The organism is Bacillus sp. FSL K6-4563 (genome assembly GCF_038630405.1).
In the GTDB taxonomy this organism is placed as follows: Bacteria; Bacillota; Bacilli; order Bacillales; family Bacillaceae; genus Bacillus; species Bacillus pumilus.
The window spans coordinates 1,734,817-1,753,116 of sequence record NZ_CP152030.1 but is presented as its reverse complement, the minus strand read 5'-3'; the positions used below and the strand labels follow the sequence as shown (position 1 = coordinate 1,753,116).

Annotated in this window: 20 protein-coding genes; 5 read left to right on the top strand and 15 right to left on the bottom strand. The window is 39.2% G+C overall.

Going from position 1 to position 18,300, the window contains the following annotated elements:
• Positions 1 to 21: 21 nt before the first annotated feature.
• The 5 genes from MHH54_RS08695 to MHH54_RS08675 form a co-directional block, all read right to left on the bottom strand.
• Complete coding sequence (locus MHH54_RS08695; protein WP_268493890.1) at positions 22 to 738, bottom strand: (Fe-S)-binding protein; 717 nt, start codon at positions 736 to 738, stop codon at positions 22 to 24.
• Positions 739 to 979: 241 nt separating this feature from the next.
• Positions 980 to 2,575 carry a M48 family metallopeptidase gene (locus MHH54_RS08690; RefSeq protein WP_342500870.1) on the bottom strand — a complete coding sequence of 532 codons (1,596 nt, stop codon included), beginning with the start codon at positions 2,573 to 2,575 and terminating at the stop codon, positions 980 to 982.
• A 281-nt stretch (positions 2,576 to 2,856) separates the two neighbouring features.
• The gene (locus MHH54_RS08685) at positions 2,857 to 3,708 is read right to left on the bottom strand and encodes an SDR family oxidoreductase (RefSeq protein ID WP_342500869.1); all 852 of its coding nucleotides are present in this window, start codon (positions 3,706 to 3,708) and stop codon (positions 2,857 to 2,859) included.
• A 131-nt stretch (positions 3,709 to 3,839) separates the two neighbouring features.
• Entirely contained in the window at positions 3,840 to 4,253 is a 414-nt protein-coding gene (locus MHH54_RS08680) for an Rrf2 family transcriptional regulator (RefSeq protein ID WP_106028906.1), read from the bottom strand.
• A 48-nt stretch (positions 4,254 to 4,301) separates the two neighbouring features.
• Positions 4,302 to 4,775, bottom strand: a complete 474-nt coding sequence (locus MHH54_RS08675; RefSeq protein WP_106028907.1) for a VOC family protein — start codon at positions 4,773 to 4,775, stop codon at positions 4,302 to 4,304.
• A gap of 160 nt (positions 4,776 to 4,935) precedes the next feature.
• Between MHH54_RS08675 and MHH54_RS08670 the strand changes: the two genes are divergently transcribed.
• Positions 4,936 to 5,379 carry a DUF2188 domain-containing protein gene (locus MHH54_RS08670; protein ID WP_106028908.1) on the top strand — a complete coding sequence of 148 codons (444 nt, stop codon included), beginning with the start codon at positions 4,936 to 4,938 and terminating at the stop codon, positions 5,377 to 5,379.
• Positions 5,380 to 5,402: 23 nt separating this feature from the next.
• Here the strand turns inward: MHH54_RS08670 and MHH54_RS08665 are convergent, their stop codons facing one another.
• On the bottom strand, positions 5,403 to 6,251 hold the full coding sequence (locus tag MHH54_RS08665) for a Ku protein (protein WP_003211891.1): 849 nt from the start codon (positions 6,249 to 6,251) through the stop codon (positions 5,403 to 5,405).
• Positions 6,252 to 6,367: 116 nt separating this feature from the next.
• On the opposite strand from MHH54_RS08665, the gene MHH54_RS08660 reads away from it, so the two are divergent.
• Positions 6,368 to 8,233: a DNA ligase D gene (locus MHH54_RS08660; RefSeq protein ID WP_342500868.1), complete on the top strand. Its 1,866-nt coding sequence runs from the start codon at positions 6,368 to 6,370 to the stop codon at positions 8,231 to 8,233.
• A 34-nt stretch (positions 8,234 to 8,267) separates the two neighbouring features.
• Positions 8,268 to 8,963: a YoaK family protein gene (locus MHH54_RS08655; RefSeq protein WP_106035491.1), complete on the top strand. Its 696-nt coding sequence runs from the start codon at positions 8,268 to 8,270 to the stop codon at positions 8,961 to 8,963.
• A gap of 40 nt (positions 8,964 to 9,003) precedes the next feature.
• Here the strand turns inward: MHH54_RS08655 and MHH54_RS08650 are convergent, their stop codons facing one another.
• From MHH54_RS08650 to MHH54_RS08640, 3 genes are all read right to left on the bottom strand, one after another.
• On the bottom strand, positions 9,004 to 9,222 hold the full coding sequence (locus MHH54_RS08650; protein ID WP_044141425.1) for a hypothetical protein: 219 nt from the start codon (positions 9,220 to 9,222) through the stop codon (positions 9,004 to 9,006).
• Positions 9,223 to 9,678: 456 nt separating this feature from the next.
• Positions 9,679 to 10,791 (bottom strand): Rap family tetratricopeptide repeat protein, encoded by a 1,113-nt coding sequence (locus MHH54_RS08645; RefSeq protein WP_342500867.1) that lies wholly within the window; start codon positions 10,789 to 10,791, stop codon positions 9,679 to 9,681.
• A gap of 256 nt (positions 10,792 to 11,047) precedes the next feature.
• Positions 11,048 to 11,377: a hypothetical protein gene (locus tag MHH54_RS08640; protein ID WP_342500866.1), complete on the bottom strand. Its 330-nt coding sequence runs from the start codon at positions 11,375 to 11,377 to the stop codon at positions 11,048 to 11,050.
• Between the two features lie 633 nt (positions 11,378 to 12,010).
• Here MHH54_RS08640 and MHH54_RS08635 point away from each other — a divergent pair.
• Positions 12,011 to 12,382 carry an iron chaperone gene (locus MHH54_RS08635; RefSeq protein ID WP_050944919.1) on the top strand — a complete coding sequence of 124 codons (372 nt, stop codon included), beginning with the start codon at positions 12,011 to 12,013 and terminating at the stop codon, positions 12,380 to 12,382.
• 52 nt (positions 12,383 to 12,434) lie between these two features.
• Here the strand turns inward: MHH54_RS08635 and MHH54_RS08630 are convergent, their stop codons facing one another.
• On the bottom strand, positions 12,435 to 13,016 hold the full coding sequence (locus MHH54_RS08630) for an undecaprenyl-diphosphatase (protein ID WP_342500865.1): 582 nt from the start codon (positions 13,014 to 13,016) through the stop codon (positions 12,435 to 12,437).
• Positions 13,017 to 13,155: 139 nt separating this feature from the next.
• On the bottom strand, positions 13,156 to 13,698 hold the full coding sequence (locus MHH54_RS08625; RefSeq protein WP_044141647.1) for a GNAT family N-acetyltransferase: 543 nt from the start codon (positions 13,696 to 13,698) through the stop codon (positions 13,156 to 13,158).
• Positions 13,699 to 13,898: 200 nt separating this feature from the next.
• On the opposite strand from MHH54_RS08625, the gene MHH54_RS08620 reads away from it, so the two are divergent.
• On the top strand, positions 13,899 to 14,360 hold the full coding sequence (locus tag MHH54_RS08620; protein ID WP_342500864.1) for a macro domain-containing protein: 462 nt from the start codon (positions 13,899 to 13,901) through the stop codon (positions 14,358 to 14,360).
• A 79-nt stretch (positions 14,361 to 14,439) separates the two neighbouring features.
• Here the strand turns inward: MHH54_RS08620 and MHH54_RS08615 are convergent, their stop codons facing one another.
• From MHH54_RS08615 to MHH54_RS08600, 4 genes are all read right to left on the bottom strand, one after another.
• Positions 14,440 to 14,916, bottom strand: a complete 477-nt coding sequence (locus tag MHH54_RS08615) for an immunity protein YezG family protein (protein WP_342500863.1) — start codon at positions 14,914 to 14,916, stop codon at positions 14,440 to 14,442.
• Positions 14,917 to 14,919: 3 nt separating this feature from the next.
• The gene (locus MHH54_RS08610) at positions 14,920 to 16,845 is read right to left on the bottom strand and encodes a T7SS effector LXG polymorphic toxin (RefSeq protein WP_342500862.1); all 1,926 of its coding nucleotides are present in this window, start codon (positions 16,843 to 16,845) and stop codon (positions 14,920 to 14,922) included.
• Between the two features lie 127 nt (positions 16,846 to 16,972).
• Entirely contained in the window at positions 16,973 to 17,107 is a 135-nt protein-coding gene (locus MHH54_RS08605) for a hypothetical protein (protein ID WP_257736826.1), read from the bottom strand.
• Between the two features lie 2 nt (positions 17,108 to 17,109).
• Positions 17,110 to 18,201 (bottom strand): Rap family tetratricopeptide repeat protein, encoded by a 1,092-nt coding sequence (locus MHH54_RS08600; protein ID WP_342500861.1) that lies wholly within the window; start codon positions 18,199 to 18,201, stop codon positions 17,110 to 17,112.
• Positions 18,202 to 18,300 lie beyond the last annotated feature (99 nt).

The window sequence follows — 18,300 nt, the reverse complement described above, 5'->3', positions numbered from 1 at the left end:
GTGCCGTTCCCCCTCTTAAAGTCAGCGGCTATTTAATACCTCTGCGATATGCATCACTTGAATGGGCTTATCAAGACGATTCAGCCTCCCGCCAATATTCAGCAGGCAGCCGCAGTCAGCACCAATGATGTATTCAGCGTCTGTCTCCTCTATGCTTTGGACTTTCTCATCGACCATTTGCTCAGAAATAGGAGTCATTTTTATTGAAAAGGTTCCTCCAAATCCGCAGCAATTTTCGGCGCGCGGCAATGGTGTCATCGTTAAATCTTTGACATTTGACAACAGTGTGAAAGGGGCTTCCTTAATTCGCAGCAGTCTCGTCATATGACAGGATGTGTGATAGGCTGCGTTTCCTTTCAGGCTCGCTCCGACATCTGTGACGTGTAATATATCAACAATAAACTCGGTTAATTCATATGTTTTCTCAGCAAGTGCCTTAGCTTTTGCTGACCACACTGGGTCTTCTTTTAAAAGATGAGGATATTCTAAAAACATCGCCTTACAAGAACCTGATGGCGTCACGACATATTTAGCTGATTCAAAGGCTTTGATCATGTTTTTTGCTGCTTTAATGGTTTCTTTTGTATAGCCGCTGTTAAAGGCTGGCTGCCCGCAGCACACTTGTGCCTCTGGAAATTCCACTTCTACACCGAGCCTTTCTAATACTTCCACTGTGGCCTTTCCTACATTTGGCTGCATGGTGTCAATTAAACAAGTAACGAATAAATGGACTTTCATCGGCGAACTTCCCTTCTTTGCTGCAATTTGATTCATCAATTTGGTCATCTGATGACGAAATAACAGGCCTTATTTTCATTTTAATCCCAAATTTCTGAAATTTCAACGAGGTGATTTGTCTAAATTTGGACATGTGGCTCGTGTAGCTTGAATGAAAAAAACGCCCTTTTGATAGGACGTTTTTCATATGTTTATTTTAAAATCATTTCATGAATTCTTTCTTTGATAGGTGTGAGGTGGCCTAATTTTTCTTTATGTTCTCAATTCTTATTTCGAAAGAGGGGTGACTTTCACGCCATTCAGACTTTCTTCCATAATCTCCATCTTCTTCTTCAATAAGATTGCTTAATTTAATCAAAGTATTGAGGTACAATGTTTTATTCTCAAGATGGGAAACAGCAAAGTTATCAGCTTGAATTTCAAACAACCGGCTGATTTTCTTTGGCAGCCATTCCGTAATGAAGATCATGAGAATTATTCCTATTGGGAAAATAAGAACATATTGCCACCATCCGTTAGCAAGCATAACCTGTCTAGCGTAATACATACTGATGCCCATAAGTAATGTTACGATCAAAGTTAGGTACAAGGTATAATGTGCGTGTTTTAACTTCGCATGTCCCATTTCATGGTATAAGATAGCACGAATTTCCTCTTTATCAAACTTATCTAGCAACCCTTCTGTTACATACACATCGACTCTTCTTCTAAAAGGAAGTTTAAAAGAATATATCCAGGCATTCACATCCTGTTTAGAGTCTTTTTTCACCCAAATATTCACTTTTTTGTTTGTCTTATACTCAATATCCTTGCGAATATACATGAATGCTTCCGTATTTAAAACTTCATATTTGTTTATTATTTTTTGAATGATTGAGTAACCAATAATAAATAATATGATTAGAGCGAAGTACCAGCCACAAAATAGAAAAAGGTTATCCATGATCTCCGCTTGAAATGACAAAGGAAGTAATAAATAAGATCCGAAATATAACAAGGATAATGTGGTAGCACCAAACAAAACGACTTGCTCCCTAACATTCATTAAGAACGAATTTCCTGACGCGCCTTCATTCTCTTCTAAATCTTCAGGCGTATCTTTTGTAGTATACTCAAATGAATAAGCTGTCAATAAGACTGACAGGAAACTAGGTACAAGTATAGAGAGAATAATACTTAAGACATAAGAGCCTGTTATTGATAGCACATATCCCATTAAGAAAAAATAATTTAATCCCAAAGGAAGAAAAATGGTTAGAACAAAGGGAATAAATAATGTGAATAGGTTTTTCATAGATTCATGAAGATTAAAAAATAAAAATAACATAGCTGGAAAAAGGATTCCCATTAAGGTAATGAATATAATATATGTGGTATTATGCTTAAAACCTGTTTTGACCTTAGTGGTTTCTGTTAGATTCGTTAGATTGTATTTAGAGAAAAAAGGATTTTGCGATACCTGCTCCATCTTAATTTTATCATCATGAATAAGTACAAAACCTATTCTTAGAAAAACCGTTGCCTGATCTTTCATTAATTTGTCAGTTTCAATTGTGCTAATTCCATTCCTAGAGGGAATCTCCGTGAAATTTATTTGCTTTTCCCCCAATTGAAAGGCTGCTTCTGAACGATCTTTGGAGTCATCATCTTGATAGGTTAATAAAAAATCACCCTGATAAAGAGAATGGGAGATTAATACTTTTAGATTATTATCTTTGTTCGAATCAAGTAGAACAAATGGAGAAACAACTGCTGAACGGATACCAACTTCAATCAAAATGACTATTATTGTAATAATGCTTGCAATAAAATAAGAAAGTGAGGCTTTTCGTAACATTACATCACCTCCTGCTTATGTAGGTTTAATAAGGTTGCATATGTTAAGAAAGAGTGATAGCCATTATATACGTCCATTTTCCATAAGAATAAGAACTTATTGAAAATCTACCCCTTATTATTAGCTTCCCTATGCTAGGGTACACTTTCTCAATTAAACAGGAAGAATAAACAAATAATAAGCCTAAATTCCATTTTAGTCCCAACTTCCTGCAATTTCAATGAAGTGCTCGTGTAGCTTGAATGAAAAAAACGCCCTTTTGATAGGACGTTTGAGAAAATTTATTTTGAAATCATTTCACGAATTTTTTCGTCGATAGGCGTTAAAGGCCGGCCTAATAAGGTTTCGAAATCATGGCTTCCAACGGCTAAGGCACCATCGCGAATTCCGCTTTGAATGGCTTTGACAAATGGAACAGCTTCTTTTGGTACACCATTAGAAGCTAAAAATTCCCCAAATGTGTCGACATCAATTGGCTCCACTTTAATCTCTTTTCCGCTCACCTCACTGACAATGTGAGCAAGTTCAGTGTGTGTCCGAAGAGGGCCTGACAGTTCATATATCTCCTTGTCATGTTTAGAAAGTGTTAACGCATTTGCCGCCGCTTCTGCGTAGTCATTTCTTGTTGCCCAGCCAACCTTGCCATCACCAATTGGACTTAAAAATGGTGCGCCGCTAACCGCTGCTAGTATCGTATCTTTTTCATTTTCTACATACCAGTTGTTTCTTAGAAACACATGAGGAATGCCAGAGGCCACAATGGCTTCTTCAGTTTTTGCGTGGTCGTGTGCAAGGACAAGCTGACTCTCTCTTGCATTCACAACGCTTGTATAAGCAATAAAGGATACACTGGCTGCTTTCGCCGCTTGGATGGCAGCCGTATGCTGCTGCACGCGGTCACCATCCGCAGTTGAAATGATCAAAAGGCGGTCAATGCCTTGAAAGGCTGCCTTAAGGGTGTCTGGCTGAGTAAAGTCTCCGCGGCGTACATCCACCCCGGCTTCCTTTAAATGTGCTGCTTTTTGCGGATCTCGAACACTCACCGCAATTTGTTCAGCTGGTACCTTTTTAAGTAAATGCTGGACGACGAGCGATCCAAGCTGTCCTGTTGCGCCTGTTACTAATAACTTCATAATGTTTGACCTCCTCATTTTGTGATTCACGGTGATGTTTTGGTATCCCTTTACGTATCCGTTTATTCGTTATAACCATTTCGATTACAACAATTGGTGTAAAAAAAGCTCAAGTTCAGCCTGAGCTTCTTTTATTCTGGCTCTGTCAACAATTGCTGGATGGTCACTTGTTTGAGGTGATTTTCAAGCGCTGATTGAGCTTCTTTTAGTTCACTTCTCAGTCTTGTATCCATCGCTTGACCAATCGGACATGCGATGACTGGCTGATGGAAGTTAAACAATTCTTCATCCTCGCTTACATCGACAGCACGGTACACATCTAACAGCGTGATTTCCTCTGCCGGCCTTTTTAAGTAAGCACCACCTACTCCGCGGCGTATCTCAATGAGACCTGCCCGTTTGAGCATTGCCATCATTTTTCGAACAATGGCTGGATTTGAATTCACACTTTCTGCAATAAAATTCCCTGTACACTCTTTTTGAACACCTGCAATAAATGACAAAATATGAACAGCAATCGGATACCTGTTGCTAATTTGTTTCACAATCTTTCACCACCGTTGTAATCAATATAGTTACAATGAGTGGTTTTGTCAATCAATAAACGGATTTTTCTTTCGATCCCAGTCCTCATATGTCATGATATCGTAGTCTTCTTCTGTATCAAGCTCAAGCGGGGCAATGCATTCAAGCAGATTTCCATCCGGGTCAAGAAAATAGATCGCTGCATGAAATTGCGGCGGATTATCGAGAACTAAAGGCTGCTTCTCTTCTGAAAAGCCAAACATTGGGTGAATGCTGATGCCTTTTTCAACCAGCCAAGCCTTGATTTGTTCGATACTAGACGTTGTAATTTGAAAAGCAACGTGCCGTGTCGAGGGATGATATGGGAAGTCATTGATATCTACTTTCCACAAGCCAAGCCAGCTCTTCCCTTTCTCAATCCATAAAAAAGCAACTCGTTCATTTGCGTGAGCAAGTGTCAATTCCAATTTTTCATAAAACGCAATAGATGTCTTTAAGTCACTCACAGGTAAATGGGCTTCATACAAACCTTTTATCATCATCAAAATCACTCCTTTTCTACCTTCTATTCTGCGGGAATTGATGAGATTCTGCCTCAGCAAAACGATGTATTTTATCCCCTTCATTGGTTTGAGAAGAATGATATGTTTGATCGATTACATATGGGGGAAGTTGTTCAAATAAAAGAAAGGAGCGCTTTATATGCCTTGGACGATGAATGATTATCCTGCTTCATTTAAATCATTAGACAACGTCATTCGAAAAAAAGCGCTTGAGATTGCGAACAAAATGATGCAGGAAGGCTATGACGAAAGTAGAGCCATCCCAATTGCAATCAGTCAAGCGAAAGAATGGAAAAAGAACGCAACGGAGAAAGAGATCGAGAATGTCTCAGCTCATGGTTCTGTCACGCCATCTAAAGACAGCAGCTCCGCAAGACCAGAGCTTATGGATCATGCGCAGCATGTCGTCAAACACGAAGAAGGCTGGGCGGTTCAAACAGAGAAAGCAAAACGAGCAAGTGAGGTCAAAGAAACGAAACAAGAAGCCATCGACCGGGCAAGTGAGATTGCATCTAATAAAGGGACTTCTGTTGTTATCCATAGAAAAGATGGGAACATTCAGGATGTGTTAAAACCGCAGTAAGACCGCTCAAAAGCGGTCTTATTTTATGCATTCTTTTCTTTTTTCGCTGGTGCTTTTCTTTTTTTAGGTGCTGCCTTTTTCGCTTTGGCTGGTTTTGATCGGTCGATTGAAGCCTGTAGAGCTGCCATTAAATCGGTCACATTGGATGCAGGATCTTTTTTGCCTGTCGTTTCTGGCTGAACTGTATGTTCTCCAGATATTTTATCTCCAATTAAATTCATCAGCTGTTCTCTGTATTCATCCTGATAGGCAGCTGGATCGAAAGTTGTGGTTAATTGCTCGATTAAAAGAAGCGCTGTATCTAACTCCTTTTTTACAATGTTTTCTTCTTGGGGGATATTCGGTACATCTGATACCTGTCTAATTTCATCAGGGAAATGAATGGTTTCCATCAGTAAAATATGTTCATAGCATCTAACGATTGCTAATTGCTCCTTTGAGCGGATCATAATCTTTGCGACACCAATTTTCCCCGATTCCTCTAAAGCTTTTCTTAATAATGAATAAGCCTTCGCTCCGCCGGTATCTGGTGATAAAAAGTAACTTCTTTCATAATAGATTGGATCAATCTCTTCTATCTTCACAAAATCAATGATTTCAACGGCTTTTTCTTCATTTTCTTTTCGCAGCTTTTCAAGCTCTTCCTCGTCTAATTCAATGAATTTATTTTTCGCATACTCGTACGCTTTGACGATTTGTTCTGGTGCCACCTCTTCCCCGCAGTTGGCACAAACCTTTTTATAGTTAATGGGCGTGTGACACTCTTTATGCAGCTGTCTTAATTTAATGTCTTTGTTCTCTGTAGCGGTAAACAGCTTCACTGGAATATTGACTAGTCCAAAGCTAATGCCGCCTTTCCAAACTGTATGCATCGCGTCGCCTCCGTTCTTTTCTCCTTACTATGCAATGTTTTCGTTAGACTTATGTATGTGAATGAAAATTTCATCCCACTCTAAGAACACATCATACGAGGAAGTGACATGCACAAATGAAACCTATGCGATTAACGGCTGCACATGATGTTCCTACCGGTGCAGACTGGGTGTATGAATTAAAATATGACGGCTTTCGAGTCATTCTGACGTGGGATCAAAACAAAATTCATTTAGAAAGCAGAGCCGGAAAACGATTAAATGAACAGTTTCCTGAGGTGATTGAACAGTGCGAACAATTAAGGGATCAGTTTGCTCTTTTTTTACCTCTGACGTTTGACGGGGAATTGGTCTTTTTACTGGATGAACAGCAAAGCGATTTTGCGAGGGTTCAGCAAAGAGGCAGGCTGAAAAACAAAGAGGCGATAAAGCTTCAGGCTAAGCGATTTCCATGTCATTTGATCGCATTTGATCTATTAAGATGCAAAGGGCAATCTCTAATTGATTTGGCGTTGATGGAAAGGAAAAAACAGTTACAGCAAGTTTTCCAAGCAGCAAAACTTCCGCCATCTGTACAGCTTGAGCACCCTTCCCTTCTTCAACTCATTCATACAGACACAAATCCTGAACATATGAAAAAGCTAATGACGACGTATTTAGCAGAAGGACTCGTTGCGAAAAAAGGGGCGAGTAAATGGCACGACAATACCCGGTCAAAAGAATGGTTGAAAATCAAAAACTGGCGATATGTCTCTGTCATAGTGACTCATTTTGATAAAGAAAATGGCTACTTTCAAGGCTGTATTTATCAAGATCATCAACTCACCGAGGTTGTCCAATTCAAGCATGGATTTTCTAAAGAAGAAGAACAAACGCTTGGTAGGCTCTTTCAAACAAAAGGCAAGCAGGCAGGGGCATCAAGATATGAAATCCCACCTTCTATCGTCGCGAGCATTGCTTGTATCTCCTTTGATGGATCCGCCTTAAGAGAGCCGCGTTTTTCTTCCTTTTTACTAGATACTGATCCAGCGACGTGTACGTTTCAGCAAATGCTCAAACAGCTGTATCCGCTCCCTGCTGTGATTGACATCACTCATCCCGAAAAACCGATTGTGCCAGCTCTTCATCTGAACAAGGCAGATTACTTACTTTATTTGAGACAAGCAGCTCCCTATCTCTTGCCCTTTTTACGTGAAAGACGGCTGACTTTAATTCGGTTTCCTCATGGCGCCGGGGATGAATTCTTTTATCAAAAGTCGACACCTGATTATGCGCCAGATTATGTGTTGACCGATCAAGCTGATGATATTGCTTACACGGTCTGTAATGACCCTCAGACGCTTCTTTGGCTTGGCAACCAGCTTGCAATGGAATTTCATATTCCTTTTGAAACAAGGGATACGAACCGGCCGGTCGAAATCGTCTTTGATTTAGACCCGCCGTCTGTTAACGAGTTTCATCTAGCCATAGAAGCTGCCAAGCGAATCAAAACGCTTTTAGACGGCCTCTTTCTCACAGCCTTTATTAAAACAAGCGGTGGTAAAGGACTACAAGTGTATATTCCATTAAAGAAAAATGCCTTCACATACGAAGAAACGAGAACATTTACCGCGTTTATATGCCAATTTTTATGTGAACAAGCCCCTGAGCTATTTACTCTGGAACGTCTTAAGAAAAAACGCGGCAAGCGCTTGTATTTAGACTATATTCAGCACGATGCTGGAAAAACAATCATTGCGCCCTATTCACCAAGAGGAAATGAGCTTGGACTTGTAGCGACACCGCTTGAATGGGACGAACTTCATCAAGATGGACTTCATCCTTCTTTGTTTACCATGCCAGCTGTGATAGAGCGTCTAAAGGAAAAGGGCGATCCATTCCGACGCATGAGGCACCTTGCAAATGATGACACTTTCAGACAAGTTTTGCACCGGCTTGAGGACATTATCCCGGCACATAAGATGGACATACGCGGTCATTAAGCGTTACACTTACTCATTAGAGAGTAAGAAAGGGATGACCATTTTGACCGCACATTCATTTCGAAATATAGCACTTATTTTCTTGTGCCTTGCAGCAGGTATTGTGGATGTGATTGGCTATTTGAGCTTAGGGCATGTATTTACAGCCAATATGACAGGTAATATTGTGCTGCTTGGCATTGCAGCAGGAAGCTCCTTGCAGCTTACTGCCCTTCATTCCATCACCGCACTAAGTGGATTTGTTTTAGGGGTTTTACTTGCTGTTGTGATAGGCGGAAAGCATGAGAAAACGTTTTGGCCAAAAGCCGTTACACGTATCTTTATCATAGAAGTCCTGATACTGCTTCTATTTGCTCTCATGACCATTTTCCCTTATACACAAGGTGCTTATTTTATGCTCATTATCCTTTTAAGTATGGCCATGGGCCTACAGACAGCGGCCGCCCGCAAATTAAATGTGGCTGGCATTTCCACAACGGTTCTAACGAATACACTCGCCAACCTATTTGAGGATTTGGCTCAGCGCATTTCACATCGGGAAAAAAGAACAGCTCCCATTCAGCCTGTCAGTTTCATGCGAATAGGCTCTATTGTCTTTTACTGCCTAGGTGCTGCTTTAGCGGCATACACTGATGCATACGATCCGTTTATCATCATTTGGCTTCCTATCTCTATCCTGGGAGTCATTGTGATAACTGCTGCATTTAAGCACTTTCATCAATTGAAATAGCCAATCGTTAGATGGCTATTTCAATCACTGTAATGAAACACTAATAACTTCTTACATAAAAACCAGGAGGACGCCCCATAATGAACGTGGAGCCATACGGATATCCAGAAAATGTCCCGAATCCACCGTATCCAGGGAAACCACCTAAACCAGAGAACACACCAGGGCTCACATAATACCCGCCAAAGCCGATATGAGGGCCCACTGCTCCTCCACTAAAACCGCCTCCGTGAAAGCCTCCATACACCCGTGGATCCATACAATCACCTACCTTCTAGATACACTTGATCTCATCATATGCATGACAAACGGAGCGGTGTTCACACTTTTTCTTTCAATTCTATGTACAATAGACCAATCTGATAAAATTTGAATGAAAAGTCCTGCAAAAAATTAAATTAAGCAAAGAAAGGTGACCTTTTTAACTTGTTGCTCTGCCCTATGTTTATTTAGAATAATGGGGCAGGTAACAAATTTGCACACCCCCTTTGTTGCGAATTCTTCTTATTAAACGCTCTTGTAGCGTTTAATAAGAAGAGCCTATTTAAACAAAAAACCCTTGCTGACGATCATCAACAAGGGCGAGATATGGATTAGTGATTAACCACCAATGATTTTTTCTGCTACTTCGAATGAACCCGCAACGTTTTGAGTTAGAACAGACGCAGCGATAGCTAAACCTACAACGAATAATACTTTCAATCCTGTTTTCATCTTAAATCAACCCCATTCTTTTCATATGTAAATCCGCTTCTAAACTTTTGTTCAAGTAAAAAACAGACTTCTCAAAAAGTGCTTGCTTTTCACAATATTTTGCCGCAAAATGTGAAAGCTCTTTTACTTCATGATATTCATTCTTCTCTTCTAACTTTCTTAATTTCTCATCAATTTGCTGAAATCTTTGTGGCGCATTCGTTAAGTAAAGATCATGGACGATGCCTATTTTGAGCTGAAACACTTCATGAGAAGCATCTTTTATTTTGGCATATGCAGCCTCTATATATTGGCTTGCACGCTGCGTTTCACCAATCACACAGAGTTCCCGGCTGATCAGATACGTAGAATGGAAAAAGAAATCTGAATCATAATACTCTTGATGGGACAGCGCTTTTTCAAGATGACGTATTGATTCTTTCGGTTTGTTCCAAAATGAATATAAAATAGCCACATTGTGGTGATGCTGAGCCAGCATAAAGTCATCCTGCTCGCTTGTCAAAACCTCTTCCGCCAGACGATAATTCTCAAGTGCCTCTTCGTACCGGCCGATCTCTGTTAGATTCGCTGCAACGAGAGAGTATGAAAGTGCCGTTCTTCTTTCATACTGTTTGTGACGTTTATAGACGTGGAGGGCTCTGCGAATATAGCTTAATGAGAGCATAATATGACTAAGACGATAGTAAAGCCAAGCCACCTTAAAATCAAAATCAGCACGTTCGATCTCACTTGGAATTTTATCTAAGAGCTTTTCAGCACTTTGATACATTTGCAATGCAACCTCGTAATTCCCTTGATGCTGTTCATACACACCTTCATAAAAATCAAAATAGTAGGCAAGGCGGTTAGATAAGTCATCCTCTTTTTTCCCGTGAAGACCTTCCATACTTTTCGTTGAAACACTGCCCTTTTGACCTCTTAAATTGTACATGAGAATGTGATGCCTCTTCTCAAGAAGAGAATAGTACATAAGGATGTCCGCATCATCAATTTCCTCTACTGCTTGTTTCGCTTTAGCAAATAGCCGTTCTGCCTCATCTGCATGATCTTTTTTAATTTCCATGTTCCAGTCATTTAATAATGATGCCAATTCCGCAACAGGAATCTTGCTCATTCTACACCCCCAATCACCTTCAGCTGCATCACATGATTTCACTAAATATGGAACTTCTATTAGCAATTGCTAATTAGTCCATTCGAGATCATTTTAATATGAATCACTTAAATCTTCAATAACCGTTTCCTTTGAAAAAGCTTTTCTTTTTTCTAACCAATGATGTTTGCGTAAAAATTCCGCCTTTTTTCGGTTTTAAAATAAACAATCATCTCGGGATGAAATGAAAAAAGCCCTTTTTGGGGGCTTTTTGTACTTATTCCAATCGTATGATGGTAAGTGCCGCTCCAACAGAACCTCCCCCAAGTAACACCACTGTTGCGACTAAACCGAAAATTTGGAGAGAAATTTGGTTACCTGCTGCAAGTGTTGTAATGAGTGATACGTTGTAGGTAGATGCCGATAAAGCGGATGTTAATATAGAACCAGGAATGGCAGATCCGCTGTTAACCAGCCTTGTTCCAGCAAGCAGCGCTGCATTTGTGTTCACTTGATAAGTGATGAAATAGCGACCCGAGACTGGCACTGTAAAAATCGTATTTCCACCACTTGCCGTAAAACCATCTAAACTCTGATTATTAGGCAAAGAAACCGCTGTCCCGCCTAGGACAACAAGCACTGGAGGCGTACATTGAGTTAGCGGTTACAATTGTGCAGGATCGGTTATTCCTGTTGGACACTTCTATCAAAGAACACCCATGAGTAGAAAGATTCCGCATCTTTCCTGATGAGCAATAAAGGAGAACTTATTGGACATTTGTGAGTAAAGCCTTCATTTTTTGTTTGAATATTGATCTCTTTCAGTTTACTCATCAACAGGTTTGTCACTTTCCATCAGCCCAATTCAATGCTGTATACAATCCTTATGGTCTTTTATCATATGTGTCTTTGACTATTTTGTGCGTTTCTCCTAAAGATCAGTAAACTAATTATCAGCGCAGCTTTTCATTTATCCAGTTTCTTTATATAATATGATCAATAACTTCCGTGCCTCAGTAGCTCTAGAAGGGAAGAGCGCCGTAAAACAATTGTAGCTGGCGGGTCGCAAGGCAAGGGTTTCAGAAGCACCGAAAAGCAAATGAGCTGAGACAGGTGAAACTCCTGTCGGTGAAATTCCGTAGGGAAGCGTGTTGCCCCCTAGCCTATGCTTACGAAAGGAGTGCGGGTTCGAATCCCGTCTGAGGCTTATGAGGTCGATGAAATTGGAGGATAAAACATCATGCATGTGTTTAAAGAATATGTAAGCAACATCGGTAATCCAGAGCTGAAGCAGCGCACGCAAGACATTTTACAATGGATATTAGACACATTCCCTCAATTAGAACCAAAAATTGCTTGGAATCAGCCCATGTTCACAGACCATGGCACATTTATTATTGGGTTTAGCGTGGCAAAACATCACATTTCTGTCGCACCAGAAGGAAAAGGAATCGATCACTTTTCAGCTGACATTGTACAAGCGGGTTACGATCATGGAAAAAAGATGTTTCGCATGAAGGAAAGCTTACCAGTTGATTATCCTCTCCTAAAGAAAATCATCGAATTTAATATCGAAGACAAAGCGGATTGTACAACGTTTTGGCGAAAATAAAAAGTACCCCGATCTGAGCCATTATCAGATCGGGGCATTTTGCTGCAACATGTTATTTTGTTCTCTTCCTTACAACGTTCTGCTCAAGCCACTCATAACATGACAAGATGGCATTCACGCTCCTTTGACATATCGGCAAATAGACAACTGCAACCGCTGTTAAACTCGCTATGACAGCACCTGCTAAGACATCAAATGGATAATGGACACCTACCCAAATCCTTGAAAAACCAACAGCGCACGCTATGATCAGCCAATAAACATGGCGTTTGTGAAAAAGCCAAAAGATCAGACATACAGAAAAAATAAAGATGGTGTGATCACTCGGAAAAGAGTTATTCACTTCCTTTTGAATCAAAAGATTGACATGACTCATTTCGGCAAAGGGCTGCTGGTTGGAATAAAAAATTCCTGCAATTTTCCCCATTAACTCTGCCAATATGAAAGTAAGTCCAGCAGATACAATCATCCCCCTATTGGTTCTACTTCGATTTTGAAACCATATGAACAGACACGTGAGCGCTGCTAACAGCACAGTATATTCAGCTAGTCCAATGAATATCGGATTCAAATAACCATGATCGATACTGAGCTGATTCACCCACCTAAATAAATCTTCATTATATCCCTGCATCTCATTTCATTCCTTTTTCCTCGATTTATGACAAGGATAATTGAAATAAGATGACTCTTCCATCGATTGAACGAACAAACCATGGAACCATATGACATGTTTGTCACTTTGCTGTCACTGACATCATTTACTTACTGCTCTATAGAGAGTGACGCTGCTCCCATTCCTTTTTTAGTAAAGCATATTGGTACGTGTTTTCATATTTAGGGGTGCCATCCTCATATGTAGTAAATGAAATAAACTCAAGAAAAAGGCCTTCTCTCCGCATGCCTAATCGCTCACATAATGCCTGCGAACGGACATTATCATCTTCTACATAGGCATAAAGCCGCCTTGCTCCCTTTTCTACAAATAAATAGGACAAAAATGCTTCAGCACTCTCTCGTGCATACCCCTTCCCTTCATATGCCGCATTGAAATTCCAGCCGATTGAATACGTATCAGGCTCCTCTTTTAAATGAAACAACTCACCGATAATCTGCCCACTTTCTTTCAAACAAACCGCTACATATGAATGGTCTTTTTTTCTCTTTTGCACTATAGCCAAAGCTTCTTCTAATGAAGAAATTCGATCAGTGAGAAAACAATTTACTCTTGGATTAGACAAGTACTCAAGCATCCCTGCCGCATCTTCATTGCAAAACGGTCTAAGAATTAAACGATTCGTTTCTAATTGATTCATAAATAACTCCTCTTTGCATCATTTCGTATTTTCTAGTCTCTCCATATTTTAGATGACATGAGCAAGCTTTGACAATCAAGTTGTTGTAAACTGTCTTCAATAAATGAAACTCATAAAAAGCATTTTGCTATTAAATCATTTGATCAAAACTGATAAAATAGAACATAAGTTTCTATTTTATTAAAAAGGGGTTACACGATATGATCAAAACAGTGGATGGCAACATTTTAGAGGCAAGTGAAGACATCATCTGTCACCAGGTGAACTGTAAAGGGGTCATGGGTGCTGGATTAGCCAAACAAATCAAAAGCAAATATCCCAATGTGCACAAAGAGTATAAACAATTATGTACAGAACATGGAGATGACTTGTTAAGCTCCGTTCAACTCATCAAAACAACTGACGGAAAAACTATTGCCAACTTATTTGCCCAAGCTGGGTATGGAAGAACAAGAAAGCAAACGGATTACGACGCCTTACGCAGCTGCTTACAAAGCCTAAAAGACACGGTAACCCATTCACATGAAGAGAAAAACCAAACTTCCATCGCCATTCCTTACGGGATCGGCTGCGGACTGGCGGGCGGCGATTGGGCGATTGTTGAAGGCATGATTGAAGAGGTATTGGGTGGGTGTGAAGTGATATTTTATCGGTTTAAATAATGGAATGAGTTTTTTTTGATATGAAATATATCAAATACAGGCACATAAAAACCCTCCTTGATTAGGAGGGGAATGCGTGTTAGTTGTCGTCTTTATTTTTTAAATAATTTAATACAGCTTCTTTATCTTCCTCATCTTCAGGGAGAAATCCGAAGGTTTCATATTCCCAAACTGCTATTCTTTGATCACCATCAATTCCTAATGAATAAATATCTTTGTATCCATACTCAATAAAGAATTTTCCTGGTTGCTCCATTTTTATAATTGCAGTCGACCAATCTCCGAATCCATTTTTTATATATTCTTTTTTTAAGTTTTCTAAAGAATGGAGAAGTTTTAACAATAACTTTTTATAGATAGAGTTACTAACACTATATTTTTCAGGAATATTATGACCATAAATCAATTCTTCACTGTCTGAGTTGCAGAAATAAAAATTCACTTCTGACGAATCATCCACGATTTCTGCATACATCCAAACTTTATCCCATTCAACAGGAATCATTTCATTTAATATTTCTGCTATTTCTTTATAGTTTTCTTCTATTTTTTCCACAATTCAACCTCCTGGCTTATTTTTAATAGTTCTAAATCTCTTTTGGTCTCCGATTTTATATTCTACAAGAAATTCTGCAGGTCTTAATGAATCATTTATATAAACAGGCTCAATTTTGACCTCTACATACTTTGGAGGATCAGCCGTTAATGCTTTTTTCCACTTTTGCTCCATCTCATACCATTTCCCGCCACTACGATTAATCTGTGAATTCATCGGAAGCAGGTTATCAATATCACCTGAACCTTTAAAAATTGACGCAATTAAATGACCACCATCATCATCCAGTAATCGATCTGGCTTGCCTGAATTAGATTGGGCGTATTGGTTTCTTTTGACCTCTCCGTATTTTAAATCACTTGCTTCAACTTTGACAATACGTCCGTAGTGATCGGTTGTGTAGGTGTAGCCTTGCTTTGTTGAATAAACGACATTTGGTTTTAATACTTTTTTACGTTTCCATCTCACATAGTGATCTCCGTAACTGACAACAGCCGGTGGTGATTTAGGTGCTGGTAATCGTCTGCCTGTCTTAGAGATTCCGTAGCCTGAATTGTTGTCGAGACGCTTTGCCATGGAGAGGAGTTTATTTTTGAGATTTTCGCCGTCAAATACATTGTACGGAAGCTTCGGTCCACCAGCCATTTGAAACTTTGGTGAGTACGGCAATAGATTAGGAATAGAGACTCTGTCTAATGATTTTGCTCCTTGTTCAAGCCCTTTCTTCACTGTTGTTTTCGCCGCGGTTGTCCCCGTTTTTGTAATGGCTCCTGCCCCTTTAGAACCAAAGACGATTTCTGCTAGTGAACCAGTCGCATAGGCGAACCAGTGTGATCGAGAATACGCATCACCATCGATGACTTCTTTTTGGAATGAGTCTGAAATTGATTTTCCAATCGCTTTCGATGTTTCAATTGGATGAGAAACAGCCGTAATGACTGATTCTACGGCACCACCAGGGTCTGTCACAAGATCATATATTCCGGTCACTGTATCTTTGGCCACATCATATAGACCAACTGCAGCACCTTTTACACTATCAACGAATACCTCTGATGCTTCTTCCTGCGCTTTGATTTGGAGAAGCTGGCTATAATACATTTTTTGATCGTAAGAAAGATTTTCATATCCAATTTCGTCTACAATCTCAAAGTATTTCGCTTCTGATATACACGAAGGATCATTGAGCTTTTCTTTCAATTCTTTGATTCTTCGTTTCTCTTTTTCTTCTTTTTTCACTTTTAAATAAGCTTTCACCTGTGCATCGATTTTATCATGATTCTTGTACACATCTGTCTCGTGAAATGCTTTTGCATCATAATACATGGGCTGAGCGTTCTTACCTTTTCCTGTAGCAGCCATCATTTTTGAATAAAAAGTTGCAAGATGTTTTTCAATCGCTTCTGACTTTGCGTATTCTGTTTTTAGATCATGGTCTATTTTATGTAATGCCTCAATCGCATCTTTTCTTTTTTTGTTCGCATCATCTAAATGCTCGTCTACCTCTTTGCTGGAAAACGTGCGCAAATCCATTAAATCACTGATATCGTCAAAAATAGCCGTAAGGGCTTCTTTTTGTTCCTTGACCATATCTTTATTGTTCTGAATGCCTTGCTTCAATTGAGCGTCTAAGAAGTGCTCGTCAATAAATGTACTACCGCCTAATGATTCATCATCAAGCTTTCCTTTCACTCCATCTAAAAAAGCCTTTTGCATATCGATAAAATCAAGGTAAGAATCCGTATAAAGTGCAAGATCATTATAAAAATCCTTGATATTATCTGCACCTTTTCCAGTAAACTCATCACCTAATCCCGATACACCTTTTAATGCTTTTTTCACAAGTTTCATCTCTTCTTGAAGCTTATGATAGGCCTTTGACCTCTGTTCGACAGCTGATAGTAAAGATGGAGCATCTAATATTTTCATATAAAAAAGACTCCTTTTATGGAATATTCTTTTACTAGAATACCATAAGGAGCCTGACACTTTAATCCACTTTATCGTTTTTTAACCAATTATCCTCCGTAGTGGTGGATTAAAACCCTATCGCGCTTTATGATCCTGCACCTCTAGAGAAAAGTAACACTACCTCATTTTTAGCATCTGCTTGAGTTTGTTGTCCAACAGGCATTCCAAGAATTGTACCTAATAGCAAAGCAGTAGTAATCATCATCATTATTTTTTTCATGATCATATGACCTCCTTTCCTATAAGCGTACAAGATTTTAAAGCCAATTCCAAGGAGTAGTTACTTTCTTCATAAAGATTTAACTTCTTATAAATGGATGCAACATCAGGAGCTAAAGCCTCTATATCAACATATGCTTTTCTTTCTTCCAAAAAACATAGCCCTTTCTTGATATCCTCATAGCTTTCTCGTGGAGCTATATAACATTTCTCAAGGATATTGAATTTCAAAATAAAGTTTGTGTTTTGCTGTTCTTTAGAAAAGGATTTCCCCTCAGCAACCCAACTTATTGCCTGATCCAATTGATTTGATTTATAGCTTGATCTTGCAAATTCATACGCACATTGTAAGTATGAAACAGGGGCTGACTGTTTTAGATCATCTGCGGAAATTGCTTTGTTGAAATATTCAATTGCTTCTATATGGTGGTCATCCTGAATTTTGAGAAATCCTAAATCATAATAAGCCAACGCTAACAATCTCTTATCATTCTTCTCAATCAGTCTATCAACACACTCCAAAAGCATTTTTTCAGCTTTGTCTAGTCTACCATCATCAATCAAATTCAGTGCCAACAACATATTACAGTTTATGGTCTGTATGCTGTAACCTTCATGACCTTTGTAGATGTCCTTTGCTGTTTGTAGATGATGGTGAGAAAGGAGCGTGACCTTATTGAAATAGTAGAGTGTGCCAATTTTATAATGGAACTCAGCCTTTTCAATTTCATCATGTACCTTGTCCAATTGTCTCTCAGCTACTCTAAATAGGACTAGAGCTTCTGAATAATTATTCCTTGCACTCTCGTACATACCTTTGAAAAGATAAAAGTAAAACCTTAGCATGTCATCTGTTTTGACTCTTTCGCTTTCTGTTATTGTTGGCTGCCCCACTAAATCTTCCATAAGTACCTTAAATCTATAATCAAGAATATTGAAATAGAGTAAAACATCTTGATTTTCTTCCATTTCACCTAACATCTCTTGAATCTCATCCCTCAACTCTACTGCTTGTGAAACTTCCCTCTTTTTAATATGTAAATACCATTTGTTGAGAGTGTTTGCTACATCTACTGAAGAAATCAAATTCGACATCACATTACCCCCTTGCTATTATTTTCTTTGTATAATTTTAACACGTTATTTACAACATATGTAAAGTCGAGGTGGTCATTTTAAAAGTTTTCGGTATCC